Annotated in this window: 21 protein-coding genes; 10 read left to right on the top strand and 11 right to left on the bottom strand. The window is 71.7% G+C overall.

What is annotated here, in order from left to right:
• Positions 1-61 precede the first annotated feature (61 nt).
• Positions 62-3,424 carry a CARDB domain-containing protein gene (locus QSK31_RS00700; RefSeq protein WP_285679957.1) on the top strand — a complete coding sequence of 1,121 codons (3,363 nt, stop codon included), beginning with the start codon at positions 62-64 and terminating at the stop codon, positions 3,422-3,424.
• A gap of 27 nt (positions 3,425-3,451) precedes the next feature.
• On the opposite strand, the gene QSK31_RS00695 is transcribed toward QSK31_RS00700, so the two are convergent.
• Together QSK31_RS00695 and QSK31_RS00690 are read right to left on the bottom strand one after the other, a co-directional pair.
• Positions 3,452-3,703 carry a DUF6232 family protein gene (locus QSK31_RS00695; protein ID WP_285679955.1) on the bottom strand — a complete coding sequence of 84 codons (252 nt, stop codon included), beginning with the start codon at positions 3,701-3,703 and terminating at the stop codon, positions 3,452-3,454.
• Positions 3,704-3,777: 74 nt separating this feature from the next.
• Positions 3,778-4,650, bottom strand: a complete 873-nt coding sequence (locus QSK31_RS00690) for an SDR family oxidoreductase (RefSeq protein ID WP_285679953.1) — start codon at positions 4,648-4,650, stop codon at positions 3,778-3,780.
• Between the two features lie 89 nt (positions 4,651-4,739).
• Between QSK31_RS00690 and QSK31_RS00685 the strand changes: the two genes are divergently transcribed.
• From QSK31_RS00685 to QSK31_RS00675, 3 genes are all read left to right on the top strand, one after another.
• A complete protein-coding gene (locus QSK31_RS00685; RefSeq protein ID WP_285679950.1) occupies positions 4,740-5,306 on the top strand; it encodes a TetR/AcrR family transcriptional regulator in 567 nt (188 codons plus the stop codon).
• 154 nt (positions 5,307-5,460) lie between these two features.
• Positions 5,461-7,836 (top strand): PEP/pyruvate-binding domain-containing protein, encoded by a 2,376-nt coding sequence (locus tag QSK31_RS00680; RefSeq protein WP_285679947.1) that lies wholly within the window; start codon positions 5,461-5,463, stop codon positions 7,834-7,836.
• A gap of 13 nt (positions 7,837-7,849) precedes the next feature.
• Entirely contained in the window at positions 7,850-8,404 is a 555-nt protein-coding gene (locus tag QSK31_RS00675; RefSeq protein ID WP_285679945.1) for a TetR/AcrR family transcriptional regulator, read from the top strand.
• Here QSK31_RS00675 and QSK31_RS00670 read toward each other — a convergent pair.
• Genes QSK31_RS00670 through QSK31_RS00660 form a run of 3 tightly spaced genes read right to left on the bottom strand, consistent with a single transcriptional unit; the run spans position 8,391 to position 10,762 of the window.
• The gene (locus QSK31_RS00670; RefSeq protein ID WP_285679943.1) at positions 8,391-9,116 is read right to left on the bottom strand and encodes a dienelactone hydrolase family protein; all 726 of its coding nucleotides are present in this window, start codon (positions 9,114-9,116) and stop codon (positions 8,391-8,393) included. The two genes, QSK31_RS00675 and QSK31_RS00670, sit on opposite strands and share 14 nt — an antisense overlap.
• A 14-nt stretch (positions 9,117-9,130) precedes the next feature.
• Positions 9,131-9,742: a 4a-hydroxytetrahydrobiopterin dehydratase family protein gene (locus tag QSK31_RS00665; RefSeq protein ID WP_285679941.1), complete on the bottom strand. Its 612-nt coding sequence runs from the start codon at positions 9,740-9,742 to the stop codon at positions 9,131-9,133.
• 9 nt (positions 9,743-9,751) lie between these two features.
• Positions 9,752-10,762, bottom strand: coding sequence for a LacI family DNA-binding transcriptional regulator (locus QSK31_RS00660; RefSeq protein WP_285679939.1), 1,011 nt, complete (start codon positions 10,760-10,762; stop codon positions 9,752-9,754).
• A gap of 30 nt (positions 10,763-10,792) precedes the next feature.
• Between QSK31_RS00660 and QSK31_RS00655 the strand changes: the two genes are divergently transcribed.
• A complete protein-coding gene (locus QSK31_RS00655; protein ID WP_285679937.1) occupies positions 10,793-11,980 on the top strand; it encodes an MFS transporter in 1,188 nt (395 codons plus the stop codon).
• Here the strand turns inward: QSK31_RS00655 and QSK31_RS00650 are convergent.
• Positions 11,931-12,818 carry an SDR family NAD(P)-dependent oxidoreductase gene (locus QSK31_RS00650; protein ID WP_285679935.1) on the bottom strand — a complete coding sequence of 296 codons (888 nt, stop codon included), beginning with the start codon at positions 12,816-12,818 and terminating at the stop codon, positions 11,931-11,933. The two genes, QSK31_RS00655 and QSK31_RS00650, sit on opposite strands and share 50 nt — an antisense overlap.
• Positions 12,819-12,932: 114 nt before the next feature.
• Between QSK31_RS00650 and QSK31_RS00645 the strand changes: the two genes are divergently transcribed.
• Complete coding sequence (locus QSK31_RS00645; protein WP_285679933.1) at positions 12,933-13,379, top strand: MarR family winged helix-turn-helix transcriptional regulator; 447 nt, start codon at positions 12,933-12,935, stop codon at positions 13,377-13,379.
• Between the two features lie 685 nt (positions 13,380-14,064).
• On the opposite strand, the gene QSK31_RS00640 is transcribed toward QSK31_RS00645, so the two are convergent.
• From QSK31_RS00640 to QSK31_RS00630, 3 genes are read right to left on the bottom strand one after another with little or no spacing between them, the layout of a single operon-like run.
• Positions 14,065-14,970, bottom strand: coding sequence for a carbohydrate ABC transporter permease (locus QSK31_RS00640; RefSeq protein ID WP_285679931.1), 906 nt, complete (start codon positions 14,968-14,970; stop codon positions 14,065-14,067).
• Position 14,971: 1 nt separating this feature from the next.
• Positions 14,972-15,886 (bottom strand): carbohydrate ABC transporter permease, encoded by a 915-nt coding sequence (locus QSK31_RS00635; protein ID WP_285679929.1) that lies wholly within the window; start codon positions 15,884-15,886, stop codon positions 14,972-14,974.
• Positions 15,883-17,211, bottom strand: a complete 1,329-nt coding sequence (locus tag QSK31_RS00630; protein WP_285679927.1) for an extracellular solute-binding protein — start codon at positions 17,209-17,211, stop codon at positions 15,883-15,885. The genes QSK31_RS00635 and QSK31_RS00630 overlap by 4 nt, the downstream gene beginning before the upstream one ends.
• A gap of 279 nt (positions 17,212-17,490) precedes the next feature.
• Between QSK31_RS00630 and QSK31_RS00625 the strand changes: the two genes are divergently transcribed.
• Complete coding sequence (locus QSK31_RS00625) at positions 17,491-19,839, top strand: glycoside hydrolase family 3 N-terminal domain-containing protein (RefSeq protein ID WP_352244332.1); 2,349 nt, start codon at positions 17,491-17,493, stop codon at positions 19,837-19,839.
• Positions 19,840-19,841: 2 nt separating this feature from the next.
• Positions 19,842-20,858 carry a LacI family DNA-binding transcriptional regulator gene (locus QSK31_RS00620; RefSeq protein ID WP_285679925.1) on the top strand — a complete coding sequence of 339 codons (1,017 nt, stop codon included), beginning with the start codon at positions 19,842-19,844 and terminating at the stop codon, positions 20,856-20,858.
• A gap of 21 nt (positions 20,859-20,879) precedes the next feature.
• Here QSK31_RS00620 and QSK31_RS00615 read toward each other — a convergent pair whose 3' ends face one another.
• A complete protein-coding gene (locus tag QSK31_RS00615; RefSeq protein ID WP_285679923.1) occupies positions 20,880-21,794 on the bottom strand; it encodes a helix-turn-helix transcriptional regulator in 915 nt (304 codons plus the stop codon).
• 62 nt (positions 21,795-21,856) lie between these two features.
• Here QSK31_RS00615 and QSK31_RS00610 point away from each other — a divergent pair, with 62 nt between their 5' ends.
• Positions 21,857-22,276, top strand: a complete 420-nt coding sequence (locus QSK31_RS00610; RefSeq protein WP_285679921.1) for a DUF1761 domain-containing protein — start codon at positions 21,857-21,859, stop codon at positions 22,274-22,276.
• Positions 22,277-22,374: 98 nt separating this feature from the next.
• On the opposite strand, the gene QSK31_RS00605 is transcribed toward QSK31_RS00610, so the two are convergent.
• On the bottom strand, positions 22,375-23,700 hold the full coding sequence (locus tag QSK31_RS00605) for an MFS transporter (protein WP_285679919.1): 1,326 nt from the start codon (positions 23,698-23,700) through the stop codon (positions 22,375-22,377).
• A 41-nt stretch (positions 23,701-23,741) separates the two neighbouring features.
• On the opposite strand from QSK31_RS00605, the gene QSK31_RS00600 reads away from it, so the two are divergent.
• Positions 23,742-24,857: an ROK family protein gene (locus QSK31_RS00600; protein WP_285679917.1), complete on the top strand. Its 1,116-nt coding sequence runs from the start codon at positions 23,742-23,744 to the stop codon at positions 24,855-24,857.
• The last annotated feature ends 238 nt before the right edge of the window (positions 24,858-25,095 follow it).

Below are 25,095 nucleotides of genomic sequence, written 5' to 3'. Positions count from 1 at the left end.
TTGAATGCCCCGTCCCGAAAGAACTTGGCAACGGCCACGCAAAAGATGAACTGAGGGCCCCATGACAAGGAAGCTGCATCGCCGGTTGTCCGCCGGCGTCCTCACCCTCGTACTGACCGCCGCCGCCGGAATCGTCGCCTCCCCCGCACAGGCGGCCGGTCCCAACCTCTCCCCCGGCAAGACCGCCACCGCCAGCGCCTCGATCGGCGGCTTCGGCCCGCAGCTGGTCAACGACCAGAACCCGAGCACCTACTGGGAGACGCCCAACGGCGCCTTCCCGCAGTGGGTCCAGATCGACCTGGGATCCACCACCCAGGTCGATCAGGTCACGCTCAAACTGCCCCCGTCCACCGCGTGGGGCGCTCGTACCCAGACCGTCGCCGTCCAGGGCAGCACCAACGGCAGCAGCTTCAGCACGCTGTCCCCGTCGGCCGGGCGCTTCTTCGACCCGGCCACCGGCAACGCCGTGACCATCACCTTCGCCGCGGCCTCGGCCCGGTACGTGCGACTGACCGTCACCGCGAACACCGGCTGGCCGGCCGCGCAGATCGGCGAGTTCGAGATCTACGGCCCCGGCGGCACCGATCCCGATGAGCCGCCGCCCCCGGTCGACGGCGACAACCTGGCCGCGAACAAGCCGATCGAGGCGTCGTCGTTCACCCAGTCGTTCGTGGCGGGCAACGCCGTCGACGGCAACACCGCCACCTACTGGGAGGCCGCCGGGCAGCCGGCCACGCTGACCGTCCGGCTGGGCGCGAACGCCGACGTCACCGCGGTCGTCGTCAAGCTCAACCCGGATCCGATCTGGGGCCCGCGTACGCAAGCCATCGAAGTCTCCGGGCGCGCGCAGAGCGCGACCGCCTTCACCTCGCTGAAGTCCCGCGCCGACTACGCGTTCAACGCGTCGTCGAACCAGAACACCGTCACCATCCCGGTCAGCGGCCGGGCCTCGGACGTGCGGCTGCAGTTCTTCACCAACTCCGGGGCGCCGGGCGGGCAGGCCGCCGAGTTCCAGGTGATCGGGGCGTGGGCGCCCAACCCCGACCTCACCGTCACGGGTACGACCTGGACGCCGGCGTCTCCCGACGAGACCTCGTCGATCAGCGTCTCGGCGACCGTGCGCAACGCCGGCACCGCCGCCTCCGCCGCGACCACCGTGGACGTCAAGCTGAACGGCACCGTCGTGGGCACCGCCCAGGTGGGCGCGCTCGCCGCCGGCGCCTCGGCGACGGTGAGCGTGGCGGCCGGCCGGCGTGGCCAGGGCAGCTACACCGTGTCGGCGACCGTCGACCCGGCCGACACCGTGCCCGAGCAGAACAACGACAACAACACGTACACATCTGCGACCGCCCTGGTCGTGGGGCAGGCGCCGGGACCGGACCTGGAGGTCGTGTCGATCACGCCGAATCCGGCCAACCCGGCCGTCGGCGCGCCGGTCAGCTTCACCGTGGCCGTCCGCAACCGTGGCACCAGCCAGGCCGGCGCCTCCACCACCCGGGTCGCCGCGGGCTCGACCACGCTCAACGGGAGCACCCCGGCGATCGCGGCGGGCGCCACGGCAACCGTCACGATTCCGGGCACCTGGACCGCGACCACCGGCGGCGTCACGGTCACGGCGACCGCCGACGCGGCCGGCGCGGTGGCCGAGACCAACGAGAACAACAACACCCTGACCAGGTCCATCGTCGTCGGGCGGGGCGCCGCGGTGCCGTACACGTCCTACGAGGCGGAGGCCGGGAGCTACCAGGGCACACTGGTCACCGCGGACGCGCTGCGGACCTTCGGGCACACCAACTTCGGTACGGAGTCCTCCGGCCGGGCGTCGGTGCGGCTGAACTCCGCCGGGCAGTACGTCGAGGTCACCTCGGCCGGCGCGGCCAACTCGATCGTCGTCCGCAACTCCGTCCCGGACTCCGCGAGCGGCGGCGGGCAGGACGCCACGATCAGCCTCTACGTCAACGGGGTGTTCAACCGCAAGCTCACCCTGTCGTCCCGGAACAGCTGGCTCTACGGCACCTCGGACGACACCGAGAGCCTGTCCAACAGCCCGAGCGCGAACGCACGCCGGCTCTTCGACGAGTCGCACGCGTTGCTCGGCACCTCGTACCCGGCCGGCACCAAGTTCCGGCTGCAGCGCGACAACGGGGACAACGCGTCCTTCTACTACCTGGACCTGATCGAGCTGGAGCAGGTGGCGCCCGAGCTGTCCCAGCCGTCCGGCTGCACGTCGATCACCCAGTACGGCGCCGTGCCGAACGACGGCATCGACGACACCTCGGCGATCCAGCGCGCGGTCACCGACGACGAGAACGGCGTGATCTCCTGCGTCTGGATCCCGTCCGGCCAGTGGCGGCAGGAGCAGAAGATCCTGTCACCGGACCCGACCCGCAACGGCAACAACCAGAAGGGCATCCGCAACGTCGTCGTCAAGGGCGCCGGGATGTGGTACTCGCAGCTCTACACGAACACCGAGCCGCAGAACGTGGTGGGCAACATCAACCACCCGCACGAGGGCAACGTCGGCTTCGACATCGACGACAACACGCAGATCAGCGACATCGCGATCTTCGGGATGACCACGAACCGGGCCAACCGCGGGCACGGGCTCAACGGGCGGTTCGGCAGGAACACGAAGATCAGCAACGTCTGGATCGAGCACGTCAACGTCGGCGCCTGGGTCGGCCGGGACTACTCGGACACGCCGGCCTACTGGAATCCCGGTGACGGCCTGGAGTTCAGTGGCATGCGGATCCGTGACACGTACGCGGACGGCATCAACTTCTCCAACGGCACGCGCAACTCGCGGGTCTTCAACTCGTCGTTCCGTACCACCGGCGACGACTCGCTGGCGGTCTGGGCCAACCCGTACGTCAAGGACCAGAACGTCGACATCGCGCACGACAACCGCTTCACCAACAACACGATCCAGCTGCCGTGGCGGGCGAACGGCGCGGCGATCTACGGCGGGTACGGCAACGTGATCGAGAACAACCTGATCGCGGACACCGCCAACTACCCGGGCATCATGCTGGCCACCGACCACAGCCCGCTGCCGTTCTCGGGCACCACGACGGTGTCGGGCAACGGGCTGTTCCGCACCGGCGGGGCGTTCTGGAACGAGGATCAGGAGTTCGGCGCGATCACGCTCTTCCCGTCCACCAAGGACATCGTCGGCGTGACCATCCGGGACACCGAGATCTCCGACTCCACGTACGACGGCATCCAGTTCAAGACCGGCGGCGGCAACATGCCGAACGTTCTCTTGAGCAATCTGCGGATCGACAAGTCCAACAACGGCGCCGGAATCCTGGCGATGAGCGGTGCGAGAGGGAATGCCACGTTGTCCGACGTGACCATCACCAACTCGCGTGACGGCGACATCGAACGGGAACCCGGCACCCAGTTCACCATCAGCGGAAGCTGACCGTCACCGGGCGGGCCGGCGGCGGGATCATTCCCCGCCCCGGCCCGTCCGGGCATGTTCCACGGCCCGGCGCAGCGCCCGGACGACCTGGTTGAAGACCCGCTCGTCGCGGCTGGCGAAGATCAGCACCTCGGCGCCGTTCTGGAGCGTGACCAGCTCCCACCGCCGGGGCTTGAACAAGCCACGACGGGTGCTTCGAATGCTGATGTCGTGAAGCGCGCGGATCCCGAACACCCGCGGCGGCGCGGTCAGCCAGACGAACCGTTCCTCGCTGACCATCACGTCAACGCTTCGGTAATAGACCCTCATCGCCTTTTCGCCCCCCACCCTTGAGTAGAGGGTATCGATGGCCGCTACGGGAAGTAGTGGCCCTCATCCAGATCCGCGACGAGTCCGGCTCGGGCCGGGGTCCATCCGTACCGCTGCCTGGTGATCGCGTTCGACGCCTGGAGGTCGGCGCCGAAGAACCGGCCCAGCCAGGTGAAGTGCTCGGCCGGGCGAGGTTCGACAGGTACGCCCAGTCCGCGCCCGATGGCCTCGGCGATCTCCCGGGTGGACACGCCCTCCTCCGCGACCGCGTGCAGCACCGAGCCCGGTTCCGCCTGCTCGACGCCCAGCCGGACCAGGGTCGCGGCGTCGTCCCGGTGCACGGCTGCCCAGCGGTGGGAGCCGTCGCCGACGTACCCGGAAACGCCTGTCTCCTTGGCGATCGCGACCAGCGCGGCGATGAAGCCGTGGTCGCCCTGCCCGTGCACCGTAGGCGCGAACCGGACCGCCGCGGACCGCACGCCCCGGTCGGCGAGGCGCAGCGCCACCTCGGCGTTCCTGGCCCGCGGGTGGACAGCCGGGTCGCCGACGTCGGTCTCGGTGGCCGGCCGCCCCGGCGTGAGGCCCGCGATGCCGGACGCGATCAGGAGCGGCGCGCCCTCATCGAGCACCGCGCCCATGGTCTCGATCGCGGACCGGTCGAGCGCCGCGGCCTCGGCCATCTGCGAGAAGTCGTGGTGGTAGCCGAGGTGGACCACGCCGTCGGCGGCGGACGCGCCGGCCCGCAGGCTGTCCGGGTCGTTGAGGTCGCCGCGGTGCACGTCGGCGCCCAGGGCGGCCACCCGCTCGGCCGACGCGTCCGAGCGGGCCATGCCGAGCACGCTGTGACCTGCCTCGAGGAGCTCGGGGACCACGCCGGAACCGATCCAGCCGGACGCTCCGGTGACGAAGATGCGCATGTCGCGCCTCCCTGTTGGTGATGTCACTCAATGACGTCACTACCGTAGCATGGGTGATGTCACTCGATGACATGACTAGGATCACCGTTATGGCGAGGTGGGAAGGCGGCGCGGCGGCCCGGTTGCGCGAGGCGGCGATGGAGCTTTACGCCGAGCGAGGGTTCGAGCAGACGACGGTCGCCGAGATCGCGGACCGGACGGGCTTGACCGCGCGCACGTTCTTCCGCCACTTCGCAGACAAGCGCGAGGTGCTCTTCGCCGGCTCCGAGGCACTGCAGGAGGGCATGGTCACGGCCCTGCGAGACGCCCCTCCGTCGGCCACGCCGATGGGCGCGGTCGGCGCCGCCCTGGACGCGTCGACCGTCTTCCTGGGGCGGGACCACACCCACTCACGGCGGCGGCACGCGATCATCAGCGCCAACCCGGAGCTCCTGGAGCGCGAGCTGATCAAGATGGCGACGCTGGCCGCGGCCCTGAGCGCCGGCCTGCGGGAACGCGGCGTCCCGGAGCCGGACGCGTCACTGGCCGCCCAGGCCGGGATCGTCGTGCTGCAGGTCACCTTCGAGCGCTGGGTCACCTCCCCCGCGGCGACCGACCTGCGCACGGAGATGAGCTCGAACCTCGAGCGCCTGCAGACGGTGACGACCGCTCAGTAGCCGTCGCCGCGGCGCGCCCGGAGGACCGCGTTCACCAGAGGGGCCGGCGATGCACACCCGCGGTGCCATGCGGTCAGTCTGGCAGCTTTTTACGTTGCAGTCGTATTGGATAAGCAGATACAGTGCAGTCGTATTGCCAAACGGGGAGGTGCGCATGCTGATCGTGTCGCTGGTGGAAGCCCGGGAGACCGGGGCGGTGGGCGGCAAGGCGGCTGGGCTGGGCGAACTCGTCCGGCTGGGCGAGCGGGTGCCGGACGGCTTCGTGATCACGACCGAGGCGATGCGTGTGGGTAAGCAGAGCAGAGCGGCGATCCTCGACGCCTACGCGCGGCTCGGCGGCGGGACCGTGGCGGTCAGGTCGAGTGCCACGGCCGAGGACCAGGCGGACGCGAGCTTCGCCGGGCAGTACGACAGCGTGCTCGGCGTCGACGGCGACGACGCGCTGCTCGCGGCCGTGGGCAAGTGCTGGGCCTCGCTGCACGGGGAGCGCGCCACCGCGTACCGGTCGGCGCGCGGCCTGACGCACGACGGTCTGCACATGGCCGTCGTGGTGCAGCGGATGGTCGACGTCGAAGAGGCGGGCGTGCTGTTCACGGCCGACCCGGTGACCGGGCGCCGGAACGCGATGCTCATCGAGTCGGCCCGCGGCACCGGGGTCGTCGACGGCGACGCCGACGTCCGGAGAGGACCGGCGCCGGGCGACCTCGCGGCCGTCGGGGAGCGCGTGCAACGGCACCGCGGGGTGCCGCAGGACATCGAATGGGCGCGGGACCGCGACGGGACACTCTGGATCCTTCAGGCGCGGGACATCACGACGCTGTTCCCGCTGCCGCCGCCGACCCCGGATCTGCGGGTATACCTCGAATTCGGGCACGTGCAGGGCATGCTGCGGCCGGCCACACCGATGGGGATGTCGACGCTCCAGCGGACCGTGGCGGCCATGGTGGCGGCGATCGGGATGCGCGCCGAGATCGTCGACATCGGCGGGCGGCTGTACGGGGACCTGACCGACCTCGCCCGGCACCCGGCCGCCCGCAAGCGGCTGGTCCGGCTGATGGCGGTGGACTTCGGGCCGCGCGCCCAGGCCGCGATGGAGCAGGTGCTCGCGGATCCGCGGTTCGCGCCGGACGGGCGGCGGGCGCCCCGGGCGGCCGGCACGATCGGGACCGCCGCGAAGGTCGCCGCCGGGGTTCTGTCGGCGCTGGCCCGGCCGGCGAGGGCCGGGGAACGGCTGTTCGCGGCGGTCGAGCGGATGCGGCAGGAGTCGGCGGGGCCGGCCGACCCGCGGATGCTCGGCCCGGACGGCGGCGACGAGGCCGAGGCGATCACCTGGCCGATCGTGGCGGGGGTGGTCGCGTCCGCTCTGCCCGTACCCCTGCTCAAAGGTCTTGCGACCGAGGCCGAGATCCGTGCCGTGCTGGTGGGCCTGCCGCACAACGTGACCATCGAGATGGACCTGGCGTTGTGGCAGGTCGCCCGGGAGGCCGCGCCGGAACATCGGGCGTTGCTGCTGGAGACGCCGCCGGCCGAACTGGCGCGGCGGTATCTGGCGGGGGAACTGCCGTCGCCCGGGGTGGAGGCGTTCCTGGCCGCCTACGGACATCGCGGGGTCGCCGAAGCGGACCTCGGGGTGCCGCGATGGGCGGAGGACCCGGCGCCGGTGTTCGCCGCGCTGGCCAATCTGATGCGGGTCCAGGATCCGGCCCAGGCGCCGGACGAGCGTTTCCGGCGGGCGGTGGAGCAGGGGACGGCGGCCCTGGAGGTGCTGGCCGGGCGGGTGCGGTGGTGGTCGGCGCGCGGGCGGCTGGCGGTGTGGCTGCTGCGGCGGGCGCGGGAGCTGGCCGGGCTGCGGGAGGTGGGGAAGTTCGCGGGGCTGTACCGGTTGCGGGCGGTGCGGGAACGGCTGCTGCTGATCGGCGGCGAGCTGGTCGCGGACGGGCGGTTGGACGAGCCGGGCGACGTGATGTTCCTGACTCTTGACGAACTCGGCGCGATCCCTGTGGATGACGTGGAAATTTCGTCGGACCCGGCTGCTACGTTGGCGCCCACCCAGTACCGGGGTGGGGGCGGTGGCGGCCGCGCGAAAGCCGCAAAATTTCGCGAGATCGTCGCCGGACGCAAGGCGGTTCACCGGTCGGAGAGCCGACGCCGGCGGGTGCCGGTCGCGCTGCTCTCGGACGGCACCGACGTGGAGGCCACCCTGCCGGGTGACGGCGGGACTCTGCGCGGCGTCGGCGCCTCGGCCGGGCGGGCCACCGGACCGGCCCGGGTCGTGCACGATCCGGCCACGGCGCGGATCGAGCCCGGCGAGGTGCTCGTCGCGGCCACCACCGATCCCGGGTGGACCCCGCTCTTCCTGACCGCCGCGGCGATCATCACCGAGACCGGGGCGATCATGGCGCACGGGCCGACCGTCGCCCGGGAGTACGGGCTCCCGGCGGTGATCAGCGTGCCGCGGGCCACCGAGCGCATCGCCACCGGGCAGCTGGTCGAGGTGGACGGCGCGACCGGCGCCGTCACCCTGCTGTGACAGCATTTCCGGCATGCCCAGGAAGGTCGATCACACCGAGCGGCGGACGCTGATCGCGGACGCGCTCACCCGGCTGGCCGCGACGCAGGGGCTCGAGGCGGTGAGCCTGCGGCACGTGGCCGCCGAGGCGGGCGTGTCGGCCGGCATGGTGCAGCACTACTTCCGCACCAAGGACGAGATGATGGCGTTCGCGCTGGAGGTCGTCCGGGACCGGAACCAGGCCCGGGTGGCCGCGGCGGTGGCCACGCTCGGCGACGATCCGCCGCCACGCCTGCTGCTGCGCGCGATGATCACGGCGGTGCTGCCGCTGGACGACGCGAGCCGGGACGTGGGGCGGGTGGCGCTGGCCTTCCTCGCGTACACGGCGGTGCGGCCCGGCCTGCGGGCGGAGACCGCACAGCTGCTGGAGTACTTCGCCGAGGTGCTGCCCGGGGGCGCGACGGCGGCGACCGGGCTGCTCGCGCTGATGGAGGGGCTGGGCATCTACCTGCTCGGCGGACAGTTCACCGCCGAGCAGGCGATCGAGGCGCTGGACGCGCAGCTCGACGTGCTGTTCAGCGTCCGGTGAGGAAGCTGACCGCCTCGGTCAGGGCCAGGTCGGTGAGGACCGGGTCGTGCCGCGGGCCGATGTCGCGCATGAAGGCGTGCTCGCCGCCCTGGTAGACGTGCAGTTCCAGGTCGTCGAGACCCGCCGAGTACAGCGCGGACAGCACCTGGAGGCGGGCGTCGGCGGGCACGTGCGGGTCCTGTGACCCGAAGACGATCAGCAGCCGCCCGCGGATGTCGGCGGCCCGCTGCAGCGACCCGGCGTCGGCGTCCTTGCCCAGCGCGCCGTTCTGCAGCCCGGTCGGATAGAAACAGACCGTCGCCTGTACGCGCGGGTCGAAGGCGGCGCGGAACGCCAGGTGCCCGCCGATGCAGAAGCCGGTCGCGTAGAGCGCCGTGGTGTCGTCCCGGCCCTCGAGGTAGTCGAGCACCGCCACCCGATCGGCGTCGAACTCGTCCACCGTGGTCGCCGCCGCGCCCGCCATCCCGCGCGCCTTGCCCTCGTCGTCGAACTCCAGCGCGACCCCGTTCAGGTCGGTGCGCGGGTAGATCTCCGGGGCACAGACCACGAAGCCGTACGCCGCCAGCCGGCGCGCGGTGCGCAGCGTGGACTCGGTCAGCTGGAAGATGTCGGTGTAGAGGACCACCCCGGGCCACGGGCCGTCCCCGGCCGGACTGATCACGACGGACCTGATGAGGTCGGCGATCCGGACCTCGGTTTCGCGCAGCTTCACGCGACGTGACACTACTATTCGCGGCCGAGCCAGGTGGCGACGCACGCCTCGTTGCCCTCGGGGTCGGCCAGGATCCACCACTTCGGGGCGTGCTCGTCGGACACCAGGCGCCCGCCCGCGGCGAGCGCGGCGGCGACCCGGGCCTCGGCCTGGTCGTGCGGGACGGCGATGTCGAGGTGGATGCGGTTGCGCTGCTCGCGCGGCTCGGACATCTGCTGCAGCGCGAGGCCGGGGCCGCGTCGCCTCGGGTCGTACACGTACTCGTCGCCGATCTGGCCGTAGTTCAGCACCGCCCGCCAGAACGGCAGCACCTCGGGGCCGGCCAGCGCGTCGAGGGTGACGATGACGACCTGCACGGCGCTCGGATCGGCGACGAGGCCCAGCGTCGCGGCGGCGGCCGAGATGCGCCGGGCCAGCGCGAAGTCGCGGCGCGTCAGGCTGACCGTGACCCCGGCGGTGCGCAGGTCGATCATGAGGTCGGCGGCGTCGGCGAGCCGGGCGATCGCGTCGGCGAACGCGACGCCCTCGGCCAGCGATCCGGTCGGGAAGTGAGCCGATACGAGGTGGTAGAGCGAACGCCAGTCCTCGACGCCCTCGGCCGCGTGAAACTCCCCCGGTGTGGTCATGGCACGAGCCTAGGAGGTGGAGGCTCGGCGGACCAGGCGCCACGAGTCGCGGTGGTCGGGGGCCGGGTCGCCGAGGGCCGCGGTGGCGCAGGCCGCGCCCTGTTCGCGCAGGGACTGGGCCACGGTCGTGAGGTCATGGTCGCGGGCGATCTCCGAGTCGTCCCAGCCCACTACGCGCAGCCGGCCGGGCGCCTCGCGCAGCGCCGCCAGTGCCAGGCGGTCGCCCATCGCGGCGACGGCGTCGATGCCGGGTGCGACGTCGAGGAGCTCGCGCATCACCGCCCGCGCCTCGCCGTCGTCGTTGGTGCGGCACACGCCGATCGGCACCTCGGACCAGTCGATGCCGAGATCAACAGCGGCGTCGCGGTAGCCGGCCAGGCGGTCGCGGGTCACCGGGTACGCCACGGACGCCGGGTCGATGCCGGACCGGACGAAGGTCTCCCGCCGCCGGTCGACCGGGAAGCTGAGCACGGCCGGGTGGCGGGCGCCCGCGAACACCTCGGCGCCCGCCGCGCGCGCCGCCGCCCGGTTGTCGATGCCGATCACCGTGGTGCCGGGGCGGGCCGGTCCACTGTGCACGACGACGCGGCGGCGGGTGTCTCGCGCCGCCGCGAGCACCGGGTCGTCGTCGGTGGTGGTCCAGACGACGTACGCGTCGACCGCGGCGGCCACCACCCAGTCGCGGTCCTCCTCGCCGGTGCCGGTCGGCACGATCAGCAGGCCGTAGCCCCGGTCGGCGCACACCTCGGCGACGCCGGCCAGGAAGAGGACGGCCTGCGGGTCGTCGAAGGCGTACGTGAGGTGCTCGCCGAGCACGACGCCGAGGGTACGGGTGGCGCCGTACCGCAGGGAGCGGGCGCTCGGGTCCGGCCCGGCATATCCGAGATCCCGCGCGGCGTCGAGCACCTTGGCCCGGCTCTCGGCGGAGACCCGCTGCGGCTGGTTGTAGGTGTACGAAACGGTCATCGGCGACACGCCCGCCGCCCGGGCCACGTCCGTCATCGTCACGCGTCGTTGCACCCGGCGATGATATCTGTGTAGCGTTACACAATGCGCATGACCTCGGCCGCCTACGTCGCCGCCGCGGCGTTCGGCGCCTTCTGGGGCACCTGGGGGTCGGCCGTGCCCGCCATCCGCGACCAGGCCGGCCTCGACGACGCCCGGCTCGGCACGGCCCTGCTGTTCATCAGTGCCGGCGCCCTGCCCGCGATGCTGCTCGCCGGGCGGGCGCTGGACCGGTGGGGCCTGCGTCGCACGGCGGTGTTCATGGCGGCCCTCGGCGTCACCGGGCTGATCACCGCCCGCACGGCTCACAGCCTCGCCGGCCTGTGCGCCGGGCTGACCGTCGTGGGCTTCGCCAGCGGCGCCGCCGACGTCGGCATGAACTCGATCGGCGGCCGCGCCGAGCAGACCTCCGGACGGCCGATCATCACCCGGGCCGGCGCGGTGTTCTCCTGCGCGGTGGTCGCCTCCAGCCTGAGCACCGGTGGCGCGTACGCGCTCGGGGCGCCGACCTGGGCGCCGTTCGCCGGCGTACTCGCGGTCTCGGTCCTGGCCGGCGTCGCCATCCACCGGCTCTTGCCCGAGGCCTCTCCCCCGCCGCCACCCGCCACGACCGGCACCGCGCGGATGCCGATCACCCCGCTGATCCTGGTCGGCGTGCTGGGCGCCATCGCGTTCGCCAGCGAGAACGCCCATCAAAGCTGGGGCGCGGTCTTCCTCACCGACGTCCTGTCGACCGGGCCAGGGCTCAGCGCGATCGCACCCGCGGCGTTCGCGGCCGTCGTGGCGATCACCCGCTTCGCGGCCGGCACTGTGGATCCGGCACACGCGCGGACGGTGCTTGTTGCCGGATCGCTGGTGGCGGCCGCGGGGGCTGTGGTCCTGGCGCGTGCTCCGTCCGTACCCATCGCCTTGGCCGGTCTGGTCCTCGCCGCCGCCGGAACCGCGGCGCTCTTCCCCACGCTGCTCAGCATCGCCTCACGCAACGTGGTCGAGTCCGCCCGCGGACGCGCCACGTCGATCGTGACCGTGGTGGCCTACACCGGATTCCTGCTGGGCCCGGTCTACGTCGGGATGTGGTCGTCGGTCACCGGGCTGCGCGGCGCGATGCTGGCCGTGGGTGCCCTGGGCGTGGTCCTCGCCGCCCTGACGCTGCCCCTGCTGAGGATGAGCCGCTACGCGGTGGCTACAGACTCACCCCGGCACGGGACACCAGCTCGGCAGAGGCGGCCATGAACGCTGCCACATGGGACTCGGTCATGCCGGTGGAACGCTGGACGGCGGCGGCCTTGCGGTTGAACATGGTGCCGCTGCTGCCCTCCAGTTCCGGCGCGACCAGCAACGGGGTGACGCGACGGGCGTACGCCCGGGGACTGGTGGTGATGGGGGTCAGGGCGGCCTCGAAGAGGCGGGCGCGCAGCGTGCCCTCGCCGAAGAGGTTGGCGCGGATGTCGGACTTGACGAAGCCGGGGTTGAGGCCGAAGACGTCCAGATGGGGGTAGCGCCGCGCGGCGTCGAGGACCAGGGCCTCGTTACCGGCCACGGTGTTCATGTGGACCGCCATGCTCTTGTACGCACGCTCGGCGTTGAGGTCGTCGGCCGCTCCGGTCCGGTCGTTGCCGGGGAAGCCCATCACGAACACCCGCGGTCGCCGGCTGCCGGCGGGGCGGCCGGCGCCGAGCCGGTCGGCCATGGCGCGCAGGGTCACCAGGCGGCTCAGGTAGCTGACGGCCATGTCGCGTTCGAGGCCCTCGGCCGTCTCCTGGCGTTTCGGCGCGGCGATGATGCCGGTGGTGAAGACGACCAGGTCCAGGGTCTCGACGGGCAGTTCCGCGGCGACCCGCTCGGCCTCGCGCATCAGGCTGAGGTCGGCGTGCAGGAAGTCGAGACCGGGCACGCCGGCGTCCCGGAAGGTCCGGCCGACCACATGAACCCGTGCGCCCTGGGCGGCGAGCAGGTGGCTGACGGCCCGCCCGATGCCGCCGGTACCACCGATCACCGCGGCGTTGGTGCCGGTCAGGTCGAGGTCGCCGGCCGGCACCGGTCGCCAGGTCACTGTCGTGTCGCGCTTCATCGCTGACTCCTCAGGATCGTTGAGTCGGTTAATGGTTGACCGACTCACGCTTTTCTGAGCATAACCCATTACGTGACTGGGTCAACTATTGAGTGACTGTAGTAACGTGGTCACATGTCGCGTCAGGAGGAGCGGTTCGCCGAAGCGGGCCGGCTGTCACAGCTGCTCATCGCCATCGCCGAAGAGGCCAAGGGCGACTTCATGGACACCGTCGGCGCGTTCGGGCTGCCGGTACCCCTCGCCCGGGTGCTCGTGCTGCTCAGCACGCCCGCCCCAATGCGCGACCTGGCCGACCAGATGCACTGCGACCGCTCGTACATCACCAGCCTCGCGGATCAGCTGGAGGAACGCGGCCTGATCACCCGGATCCCGGGCACCGACCGGCGCGTCAAGCTGCTCACGCTCACCGAGGACGGCGTCGGGCTGCGCGACAAGATCTCCGCGGCGGTCGCCGAACGCAACATGATCCTGCGCCGCCTGACCGACGACGAGCGCCGCACCCTGGCGCCGCTGCTCGAACGCCTCCGCGGCGACGAGCCGGACGCCGCCTGCACGGAGTGACGCATTGCCAGGTCTTTTCGACGGGCGCCCTTTGCTGCCGGCGCCCTCGCTGGGCGTAGGGGCTCGCCGGGCTGCCCGGCGGCCGGGGTGCCCGGCGGCCGGGGTGCCCGGGGCGCCCGCTCACCGGAGTTGCCGCCGCTCACGGTGGTAGGCCGGCCCGCGCGGCGGTGGCCGGGCGGGCCAGTGGTAGCCGAAGGCGGCATCCCAGGCATCCCAGGCATCCCAGGAGAGGGACAGCCCCCGACCGCCCCGGCCGGCTACCCGCGCGGCCAGTGGTAGGTCCGGGCGCTATCCGGCCCACGACGACTGCTCCTGGCTACCACGAGCCCGGACCGTGGTAACTCAGCGCGGTATTTCGGCTCGGATGCCGCTCTGTCCTACCACTGGGTGCCTGGTCCTACCACCCGCGCTCGCTCCTACCACCGACCGCGCCCTGCCACGGCCGCGCCCTGCCACGGCCGCCCTGCCACGGCCGCGAGCGGCGGCAGCGACGGTGGGCGGGCAACCGGGGGCCTGGCATACCCAAGCGAAACCCCGCGCCGGGCGCGAACCGTGGCAGCGAACAGTGAACAGGCACTCCGGCCGTCCGCAAATCGTCAACGGCACCCCAGACCTCCACCCCGAAACGAGCATGTCCCCCGAGCCGCCGCACCGCGGCGACCCGGAGGACATGACCCGGGTGAGTCTACTTTCCGAAGCCCGCCGTCAGTCCACTGAGGAGCTGACGCCGGCCAACCGCGTACAGGATCAGGATCGGCAGGGTGGTCAGGACGACCGAGGCCAGGACGGCCGGCACGTTGACGCTGTACTGGCCCTGGAAGGTCCACAGCGCCAGCGGCAGGGTGCGCCGCTCCGGTGCGGTGGTGAGCACCAGCGGGAGCAGGAAGCCGTTCCAGGACTGCAGGCCCTGGTAGATCGCCACCGTGACGAGCGCGGGACGGGTCAGCGGGAACGCCAGGTTCCACAGCGTTCCCCACTCGGTGGCGCCGTCCATCCGCATCGACTCGAAGAGCTCCTTCGGGACGTCGCGGATGAAGTTGGCCAGGACCAGCACCGACAACGGGATGGCGAACGCCACCGACGGGAGGATGATCGCGCCGAGGGTGTCGTACATCTGGAGCCGGATGATGATCAGATAGACCGGGATGATCACCGCCTGCAGCGGGATCGCCAGGCCCATCAGGAACAGCGAGTTGGACAGGCGCAGGAAGCGGCTGTTCGGTCCGCCGCGGATGATCGCGTACCCGGCCATGAACGAGAACAGCACCGCCGGGATCACCGTGCCGGCCGCCACCATCACGCTGTTGGCGAAGTAGCGGATGAAGTCCGCCTCGATGACCAGCCGGTAGTTCTCCAGCGTCGGATCCGTCGGCGGCACGAACGGGTTGGTGTCGAAGAAGTTGCCCGACGTCTTGAAGCTGGTGATCACGATCCAGTAGATCGGGATCATCACCACGAGCAGCCACACCCACGCGAACCCGCCGCCCAGCCAGTTGACGTGACGCAGGCCGCGGCGCTTGGCCGGGGCACGGTGCGAGTCGCCCGACACGGTCACCCTGTCGTCGGGGGGAGTCGAAACCGCCGTCGCCATGTCAGGCTCCTTCCAGCTGGCTGGCGCTCTGGTCGCGGCCGCCGAGCCGGCGCAGCAGCAGCGCCAGGGCGAGGCCGACGAGGACCAGGATGACCGCGATCGCGCTGGCCGGTCCCATCAGGTTGGCCTGGAATCCGCGTGCGTACATCTCCACCGCGAGCACCCGGGTGGCGTCGCCCGGGCCACCGGCGGTCAGCACGAAGATCAGGTCGAAGAAGGTCAGCGAGCCGACCACCATCAGCGTCGACGACGTGATGATCGTGTACTTGAGCTGCGGCAGCGTGATGCTGAAGAACTGCCGCCACCGGCCCGCACCGTCGATCTGCGCCGCCTCGTAGAGCGTGACCGGGATCTGCCGGACACCACCCTGGTAGATCAGCGAGTGGAACGGGATGAACTGCCAGGACACCACGAACACGATCACGCCGAGCGCGAGGTTGCCCTGGCCGAGCCAGTCCTGTGACAGGAATTCGGCGCCCAGCCCGGCACCGAGCCCGAAGTTCGGGTCCAGCAGCGCCTTGAACGTGATGGCGAGGGCGGCCGAGCTCAGCAGCAGCGGGATGAAGTACAGCACCGCCAGGAAGCCGCGGTAGCGCTCCCGGCCGGCCAGGAACACGCCCAGCAGGATGCTCAGCGGGGTCTGGAACAACCACGACAACCCCATGATCAGGAAGGTCACCCCGAGCGCGTGCGGGAGCGCCGGGTCGGCGATCACGGCACGCCAGCTCGTCAGACCGGACGGGTTGATCGCACCCAGCCCGTCCCAGGTGGTGAAGCTCAGCGCCACCACGCCGAGCAGCGGCACCACCCCGAAGGCCAGGAAGGCCAGCAGTGCGGGCAGCACCATCCAGGAGACCGCGCCGGTGCGCCCGCCACCAGCGGTGGCGGGCGTCCGGATCGGTGGAGCAACGGTCACTTCCCGAGCACCGCATTCATGTTCGTGGCGAACTGCTGCGGGGTGACGGACAGCTGGAACAACTTGGCGATGTTGGTCAGCAGCACCTCGGACGCGCCGGGGCTGAGGGCCTGGTCCCAGGACTGACCGAAGAACTTGGCCTTGCTGGACAGGTCGTAGACGAACTTGAGGAACTCGGCGTCCGGCGACGCGGCCAGCTGGCTCTCGGTGCCCTTGACGATCGGCACCGCGCCCGAGTCGATCCAGCCCTTGATCTCGTTGTCGGAGAACTTGCCGGTCGCGAGGAACTTCTTGGCCGACTCCTTCTGCTCGGCGGTGGCCTTCGAGGAGATCGAGATGTACTGGCCGGGGTTGCCGACCGTGTCACTCGGGTCGCCCTTGCCGCCGTCGACCGGCGGGAAGTTCATCCAGCCCAGCTCGCCCTTCTTCACGAAGTCGCCGCCGTCGTTCTTCATGCCGCCGTAGGTCCAGCCGCCGTGCAGCATCATCGCGGCCCGGCCCTTGTAGAGCAGCGCCTGGTCGGCGTTGGAGTCCGCGGTGATCGACGAGAAGCCCTTGATGAAGCCCTTGGCCTTGACCAGGTCCTGGACCTTGGTCAGCGCGTCGATCGAGGCCGGGTGGTTCCAGGCGTCCTTCTCGCCGGCGAAGATCGCGTTGAAGACCTCGGGGCCGCCGATGCGGTCGAAGAGGAACTCCAGCCACATCATGTTCGTCCAGCGGGACTGGCCGCCGAGCGAGAACGGCGCGATGCCCTTGCCGTTGAAGACGCCGACCAGGTTCATGATGTCGGCCCAGGACTCCGGCGGCTTGGCGCCGGCCTGGTCGAAGATCTTCTTGTTCCAGTACAGAACGATCGGCTGCACCGTCTCGCAGGGCAGGGCGTAGATCTTGTCGTTGATCGTGGCGGCCGGGAAGGACGACGGGAAGAGCTTGTCCTTGATCGCCGCGTTCTCGCCGAACCAGCTGGTCAGGTCCTCGACCGCGCCGGCCTCGACGTAGCTCTTCAGACCACCGCCGCCCCAGCCCCAGATCAGCGTCGGGGCCTGGCCGGCGCCGATGGCCGCCTTGATCTTGGTCTTGAACGCGTCGTTCTGGAAGCGCTGCTCGGTGATCTTGTTGTCGGGGTTGGCCGCGTTGAAATCGGCCACCGCCTTTGCCCGGATGCCCTCTCCGGGCTGCCCGGTGAGGAACCAGAACGACGCGGCGGCGCCCTTCGCGCCACCGCCCGACGAGGTGCCGGGGCCTGAGCTGCCACAGGCCGCCAGGGCCGCGCCGGCAGCTGTGCCGACACCCAGATTGAGGAAGGTCCGACGAGAGAGGTCCACAGTGATCTCCGTATTCCCAGGTGCCGCGCGAGGGACGCGGTCGGGGCGGTCAAATGGCATGTTCACCGATACACAGTCTCTGCAACTTTCGATCGGTGAGCGTAAGTTAACGAGAGATTTCGTTAACGTAGGATTTCAAATTCACGCTGTCAAGGGTCTTGATGTAGTGGTTATTTACGCGCGACAGTGACAACCACGGCGTCGCTTGCCGGAAGACTTCCGAAACTTTCGGAGGTTTCCGGCGCGCCCCCACCGCCGCGTTCACGAAGGAGATACACCGTGCCCGACCCCACCAGACCATGGCAGGACGCGTCACTTCCCCCCACAGCGCGCGCCGATGCCCTGCTGGCCGCGATGACGCTCAAGGAGAAGGTGGCACAACTCGGCTCCCGTTGGGTCGGAAACGACATGAGCGGCCAGTCCGAAAATCCGGAAACCGAGATCAACGTCGCGCCGATGCAGGACGTGTTCGAGGCCTCCGGGCGCGTCCCGCTCGGCGATGCGGCGCGGCACGGGCTCGGACAACTGACCCGGGTGTACGGGAGCAAGCCGCTGACCGCCGTCGAGGGCGCCGCCGAGGTGGTCCGCCAGCACAAGGTCGTCCTGGAACACTCCCGGCTGGGGGTGCCCGCCCTGGTCCATGAGGAGTGCCTGACCGGCTTCACCACGTACGGCGCGACGGTCTACCCGGCCGCCATCGCGTGGGGCGCGACGTTCGACCCCGAGCTCGTCGAGCGGATGGCCGCGGCGATCGGGCGCGACATGGCCGCTGTGGGCGTACACCAGGGATTGTCTCCGGTCCTCGACGTGGTCCGCGATTATCGCTGGGGGCGGGTCGAGGAGACCATCGGCGAGGACCCCTACCTGGTGGCCACGGTCGGGTCGGCCTACGTGCGCGGCCTGCAGAGCGCCGGGGTGATCGCCACGCTCAAGCACTTCGCCGGGTACTCCGCCTCGCGCGGCGCCCGCAACCACGGGCCGGTGCCGATGGGCCGGCGCGAGCTGATGGACGTCATCATGCCCACTTTCGAGACCGCGATCGCCAAGGGCGGCGCACGCTCGGTGATGTCCGCGTACAATGACATCGACGGCGTACCCACCAGCGGCGACTCCTGGCTGCTCACCGACCTGCTGCGCGGCGAGTGGGGATTCACCGGCACGGTCGTCTCGGACTACTGGTCAGTGCCGTTCCTGGCGATGGCCCACAAGGTCACCGAGGACTTCGGCGCGGCCGGCGCGCTGGCACTCACGGCAGGCGTCGACGTCGAGCTGCCGGACACTCTCGGTTACGGCGACAACCTGACTGAGCGCGTACGCCGCGGCGAGGTCGACGAGGCACTGGTCGACCGGGCTGCGCACCGGGTGCTGACCCAGAAGGCCGAGCTCGGGCTGCTCGACGCCGACTGGACACCGGAACGTTCCGTGATCAACGCCGCCGACGTCGACCTGGACGCCCCGGCCAACCGGGAGATCGCCCGCGAGCTCGCCGAACGCTCCATCGTGCTGCTGGAACAGGGCTCGCACCTGCCCCTGCGGGACACCGGGCGGATCGCGGTGGTCGGCCCGTGCGCAGCCGACCCGCGGACGTTCATGGGCTGCTACGCGTTCCCCAACCACGTGCTGCCGCGCTACCCCGAACACGGGATGGGCATCGACGTGCCGACCGTGCTCGACTCGGTCCGCAAGGAACTCCCGCAGGCCGACATCAGCTACGCGGCCGGCAGCCAGATCACCGGCGACGACCGGTCCGGGTTCGCCGAGGCCGTGACCAACGCCCGCGAGGCGGACGTGTGCGTGGCGTTCGTCGGCGACCTGGCCGGGCTGTTCGGGCACGGCACGTCGGGCGAGGGCTGCGACGCCACCGACCTGCGGCTGCCCGGCGTGCAGGAGGACCTGCTCGACGCGCTGCTGGAGACCGGCACGCCGGTGATCGTGGTCGTCGTGTCCGGGCGGCCGTACGCGCTGGGCCACGTGCACGGGCGCGCGGCGGGACTCGTGCAGGCCTTCATGCCCGGCGAGGAAGGCGGATCCGCGCTGGCCGGGGTGCTCGGTGGACGGGTGCAGCCGAGCGGCAAGCTGCCCGTGCAGATCCCGCACGACGCGGGCGGCCAGCCCGGCACCTACCTCCAGCCGCCCCTGGGCGCGGAGGACCACGGGATCACCAGCCTCTCCGCGGCGCCGCTGTTCCCGTTCGGGCACGGGCTCTCGTACACCAGCTTCGCCGTCGAGGACCTGCGCCTCAGCGACAAGGAGGTGCCGACCGACGGCGAGTTCGCGGTGACCGTACGCGTGACCAACACCGGCGACCGCGACGGCCACGAGGTCGTGCAGCTCTACCTGCGTGACCCCGTCGCCCAGGTGACCCGGCCGGTACGCCAGCTGATCGGCTTCGCCCGCGTGGCCCTGGCCGCCGGCCGGAGCCGGGACGTGACGTTCCGGGTGCACGCCGACCGGACCGCGTTCACCGGACGCGACCTCACCCGGATCGTCGAACCGGGCGACATCGACGTGCTGGCCGGCACCTCGGCCGGGGATCTGCCGTGCCGCGGCACCGTGCGGCTCACCGGCCCGCTCCGCACCGTCGGGCACGACCGGCAGCTGGTGACGCCGGTCGAGATCGGCGAGTAGCGATGTCGATCTCCACGCAACGCAGGAGCGCCACGCTGGCCATGGTCGCCGCGTCGGCGGGCGTGTCGGTGGCGACCGTGTCCCGGGTGCTGAACGGGCGGGCGGACGTGGGTGCGGCCACCCGCGAACGGGTGGAGACGCTGCTACGGCAGCACGAGTACCGGGGGCGGAAACGAGCCCCGGTACGCCGCAGCCCGGCCACCGCGCGGCTGGAGCTGCTGCTGCCCGAGCCGCTCAGCGCGTACTCGATAGAGATCTTGAACGGGGTGCGGGACATCGGGGTGCCGGCGGTCGTCGGTGGCTTCCCGGACCCGGACGTGCCGGCCGGACTGTGGGCGCGCGACCTCGTGGCGGCCGGGCGGGAAGCGGTCATCGCGGTGGTCGGCGACCTCACCGAGGAGGGCTACCAGGCGCTCGTCCGGGCCGGTCTGCCGCTCGTGCTGGCCGATCCGGGCCGGGTGCCACGACCGGAGGCGGCCAGCGTCGGGGCGACCAACTTCGCCGGGGGCATGGCGGCGGCGCATCACCTCGTCGGCCTGGGGCATCGGCGGATCGCGTACGTGGGTGGTCCGTCCGGCGCGGCACACAACCAGGCGCGGCTGCACGGGTTGCGGGCCGCCCTGGAGGCCGCCGGCTGTCCCCCGCCGGACGAGTACGTGCGACCCGGCACGTTCACCCACGAGCACGGCCTGGTCGCCGGATCCGCGCTGCTCACCCTGCCGGAACCACCCACGGCGATCTTCGCCGCCAGCGACGAGACCGCGTCCGGGGTGATCGAGGCGGCGCGCGGGCTGGGCCGCCGGGTGCCGGAGGACGTCAGCGTCGTCGGCTTCGACGACACCCAGGTGGCGCGGTTCTCGTCGCCGCCGATGACCACCATCCGCCAGCCGCTGCGCGAGATGGGCCGGGTCGCGGCCCGCACCGCGCTGCGTCTGGCCGTGGACGAGTCGCCGGACTCGTACCACATCGAGCTGGCGACCGAGCTGGTCGTCCGCCGCTCGACCGCTCCGCTGCGCTAGGTCACTTCAGCGCCAGGCCTTTCAGCCGCTGGCCCGCCCGTAACGGCGGGCCAGCGTCGCGCAGGCCTCCCGGAGCTCGGGTGGGCCGGCCACCTCCACCTCGGCGTCGAAGCGGCCGAGGCTCGCGGCGAGGCCGATCCACGACCACGACGAGAGGACGGCCCGGCAGCGGTCCGGGCCGGCGTCCTCGACCACCGCGTTCCCGGCGAACGGCGCCACCTCCGCCGCCGCTCGGCCGATGAAGACCTCACCCACGCAGAGCTCACCGCGGAACCGCTCCGTGACGAACGTGGCCACGTCGCCACCGGGGACCTCCCGCGGCGTGAAGCGGGGACCGTTCGGCGTGACCGGACGGATGCGGTCGGCGCGGAACGTCCGCCAGTCCCCGCGGTCGAGGTCCCAGGCGACCAGGTACCAGCGGCCGGACCGGGCCACCAGGTGGTGCGGCTCGGCCTTTCTGCGCTGGTCGCCGTAGTCGAACCTCAGGACCTCACGCGCGCGTACGGCCGCGCCGATCGCCACCAGCACCGCACTGTCCGCCTCGTCGCCCCGGCCGACCGCGGTGACCTCGAGGGCGTCGATCCGGTGCCGCAGCCGCGACGGCATCACCTGCCGGACGGTGGTCAGCGCGCGCATCGCCGCCTCGCCGATGCCCGCACCGGATGCCACCGCGGTCCGCAGCGCCACGGCGATCGCGACCGCCTGCTCGTCGTCGAACAGCAGCGGCGGCAGATCGGCGCCCGCGTCCAGGCGGTAGCCGCCGTCCGGTCCCTTCAGCGCGCGTACCGGATAGCCCAGCTCGCGCAGGCGATCCACGTCGCGGCGTACGGTCCGGGCGCTGACCGCGAGCCGGTCGGCGAGCGCCGGGCCGGGCCAGTCGCGGCGGGCCTGCAGCAGGGACAGCAGGTTCAGGAGCCGGCCGGAAGTCTGGCGCATGCCTCCAAGAATGGCCGAAGAAGCGGACCGTAGCTGTCCTCTTCTGCCGAGAAGCTGATCACATGAACATCCTCACCGCATTCGGATCGGTCAACTGGATCGCCGTCCTGGTCGCCTTCGTCGCCTACACCGTGCTCGGCGGGGTGTGGTTCACCGCGCTGTTCGGCAAGGCGTACGCCGCATCGCTCGGCCGGGCAGACGCCCCGCGAGAGAAGCCGTCCGCGCTCTTCATCGCCGGGCCGGCGGTGTGCACGCTGGTCGTCACGGTCACGACGGCGCTGCTGATGGCGGCTCTGGAGATCACGACGGCGGGGTACGCGGTGGTGCTGGCGCTGGTGGTCGGCGTCGGCTATCTCGTCGCGAACACCGTGAACATCGCGATCAACCCGAACATGCCGCGGCCGTTCTTCTACAGCCTCATCTCCGGCAGCTACCACCTGGTGGGCATCGTCCTGACCGCCCTCATCCTCACGGCGTTCTGACGGCCTCTTCCCGGCGCTTTGCTCTGCTTACACCGACGCAGCACCGCGGGCCGCCGACTTCCGGCCGAGCTTCGCCTTGCTCTGCCTACATATCCGCATCACCGTGCCTGACCTGCTATGGAAGGCGCGTCGGCGGGACGGTCGGAGGATCGCTCGCCGGCGCGCCAGGCCGAGCGGACGCCGGTCAGCACCAGGGACGACGTCACGAGGAGACCGGCGACCAGCGCTACCCGCGACGACCCGCCCGACTGCAGGGCCAGGCCACCCACCCAGGCGCCTGAGGCGATGCCGACGTTCCACATCGCGTTGACTACCGCGGGCGCGGCGTCGGGGACCGCGCTGACACGCAACGCGGCCGTGTTGATCAAGATGGGCAGGGCACTGAAGGAGACACCCCAGACGAGTACGACGGCGACGGTGCCCGCGACGGAATGTGTCAGCGCCGCGATCGCCAGCAGCGCGGCGGCCGTGACGGCGATGGCGACGCGCAGGGACGGACCCAGATGGCGGTCCACGAACGCGCCGGCCAGGAACAGCCCCAGCGAACTGGCCACGCCGTAGCCGAGCAGGATCAGGCTCACCCCGCTCTGCTCTACCCCGGCGCGCAGCAGGAGCGGGGTCACGTAGGTGTAGGCGCTGTAGTGGCCGATGGTCAGCACGACCGTGGTGAGGCCGATCAGCTGAAGACCGCGCCCACGAAGCGAGGCGAGCACACCACTGGAACCGGAAGGCCGGTCGGCAGGCATGTGGCGAGTGTCGGTCTGACGGCCGGCGGCCGACTCGGCTGCGGACGACGGGGCTGCGGACGACGGGGTAGCAGCGGACGCGGCCGTCGAGGCCGCGGCGGGCGAGTCTGTGATCGGGGGTGGGGCCGGGATGAAGCGCGCTACCGCGACGGCCAGGAGGACGATCACGGCGATGGCGGCCGCGAAGGGCCAGCGCCAGCCCCAGGCCGTTCCGGCGGCGGTCGCGGCGGGCAGGCCGAGCGCCCACGCGGGCGCCACCCCGGCGTTGACGATCGCGACCGCGCGGCCCGCCCTGCCGGGTGGGGCCAGGGATGCCGCGCTGGCGAACGCTACTGAGAAGATGCCCGCGTGTGCCACTCCGCCGAGGATCCGACCGGCCAGCCCGACCCAGTAGGCCGGCGCGACCAGGATCAGGGCGTTACCGGCCGCGTAGACGGCCAGCAGGACGAGCAGTGCCTGGCGTCGGGGCCACCGCGCCAGCAGAGCGGTCAGCGGGATGGCGGCGCCGGCCACCACCAGGGCGTACGCCGACACCCACCATCCGACCTGTCGCTCCCCCACGTCGAAGGCGTCCGCCAGCTGCGGCAGCAGGCCGACCGGCAGCAGCTCGGTGATGACGGCGGCGAACAGCGCGGCACCGAGCACCGCCAGCTGGGTGAGTGGAAGCCGCGATGGCATACCACGAATATACTGGCCGAGCCAGCAAAAAGGGAAGGGTTATGGGATCACCGACCGCACGCGCGCTGGAGCTGCTGAAACTCGCCCACGCGAGCCCCGGGCTGACCCGGTCCCGGGCGGCCGTGCAGCTCGGGGTCACCAGCGGGACGATCACCGAACTGGTCAGCTCGCTCGTCGGCGCGCGCCTGCTCGACGAGCGGCCGGTGCCCACCGGCGGCCGGGGGCGGCCGACCCGCGAGCTGCTCGCGCACGCGGAAGGGCCACTGGTGCTCAGCGCGGTCGTCACCCACGAGGCCTGGCGGATCCGGGCGGAGGAACTGGGCGGCGCCGTGGTCGCCGGCCACGAGGGCGCCCACGACGGCAGCGAACATCTGATCGCGGACCTGGCCGCGGCGACCGCGGATCTCGCCGGCCGGTACGGGCCCCGGGTGCGGGGCGTGGGCGTGGCGCTGCCCGGCGTCGTGCGGAACGACCGTCTGGTGCACGCTCCCCTGCTGGGCTGGCGGGACATCGACATGCGCCGCGTGTGGCCGGGCGGCCTCGTGCTGCCGGGCAACGACGCGACGCTGGCCGCGCTGGGCGAGGCGCGCCGCGGGGCGGCCGTCGGCGCCGGTCTGCACGTGCATCTGCTGCTGGACGCGGGCATCGGCGGCGCGGTGACCCTCGACGGCGTCATTCTGCCCGGGGCGCAGGGTGTGGGCGGCGAGTTCGGGCACATGCCGTTCGGGGATCGCGCCGTCCGCTGCCACTGTGGAGCATCCGGCTGCTGGACGACCTCGGTGGGCGCGGAGGGTCTGGCGCGGACACTGGGCGAGACCCTTCCGCAGGACGCGGTGACCTACGCCCGCCAGGTCCTCGATCGCGCCCGGCACGGCGAGACCGCCGCGCGGCGTGCGGTCGCCTCCGCGGCCGCCTGTCTGGGTGGCGGCATCGCCGGTCTCGTCAACGGGCTCGACGTCGGCCTGGTCACCGTCGGCGGTCTGGCTCCGCTCGTGGTGGAGGTCGCGGCCGAGGAGTTCACCGGCGCGTACACGGACGGGCTGATGGCCTTCCGGCGGGCCGATCCGCCGGTCGTCCGGGACGCCGCGCTGGGCGACGAAGCGCCGCTGACGGGCGCCGCCGAGCAGGTCTGGTCCCGGGTGTGGGCGACGCTCTGAGGACAGCGGGCGACCAGGCGGGCCTGGCCACCGGGCGGGCCGGACGAGCAGGCGGAGCCGGGCGATCGGGGCGGCCGGGCGGCCGGGCGGCCGGGCGGCCGGGCGAGCGTCAACGCAGGAGCGCCCCGCAATCGGCCTCGTCGGGGAGCATCGGGCGGAGGAACAACTCGACGTCACGGTCGGCCCGCCGTCCCAGACGGTGCTGTCCGGGGCGGCACGGACCTCCTCAACAAGCCGC

The sequence above is a fragment of the Actinoplanes sp. NBRC 103695 genome, from assembly GCF_030269485.1.
Lineage (GTDB): Bacteria > Actinomycetota > Actinomycetes > Mycobacteriales > Micromonosporaceae > Actinoplanes.
Note: the sequence above shows the minus strand (reverse complement) of the source record. Positions and strands in the feature narration are given on the sequence as shown.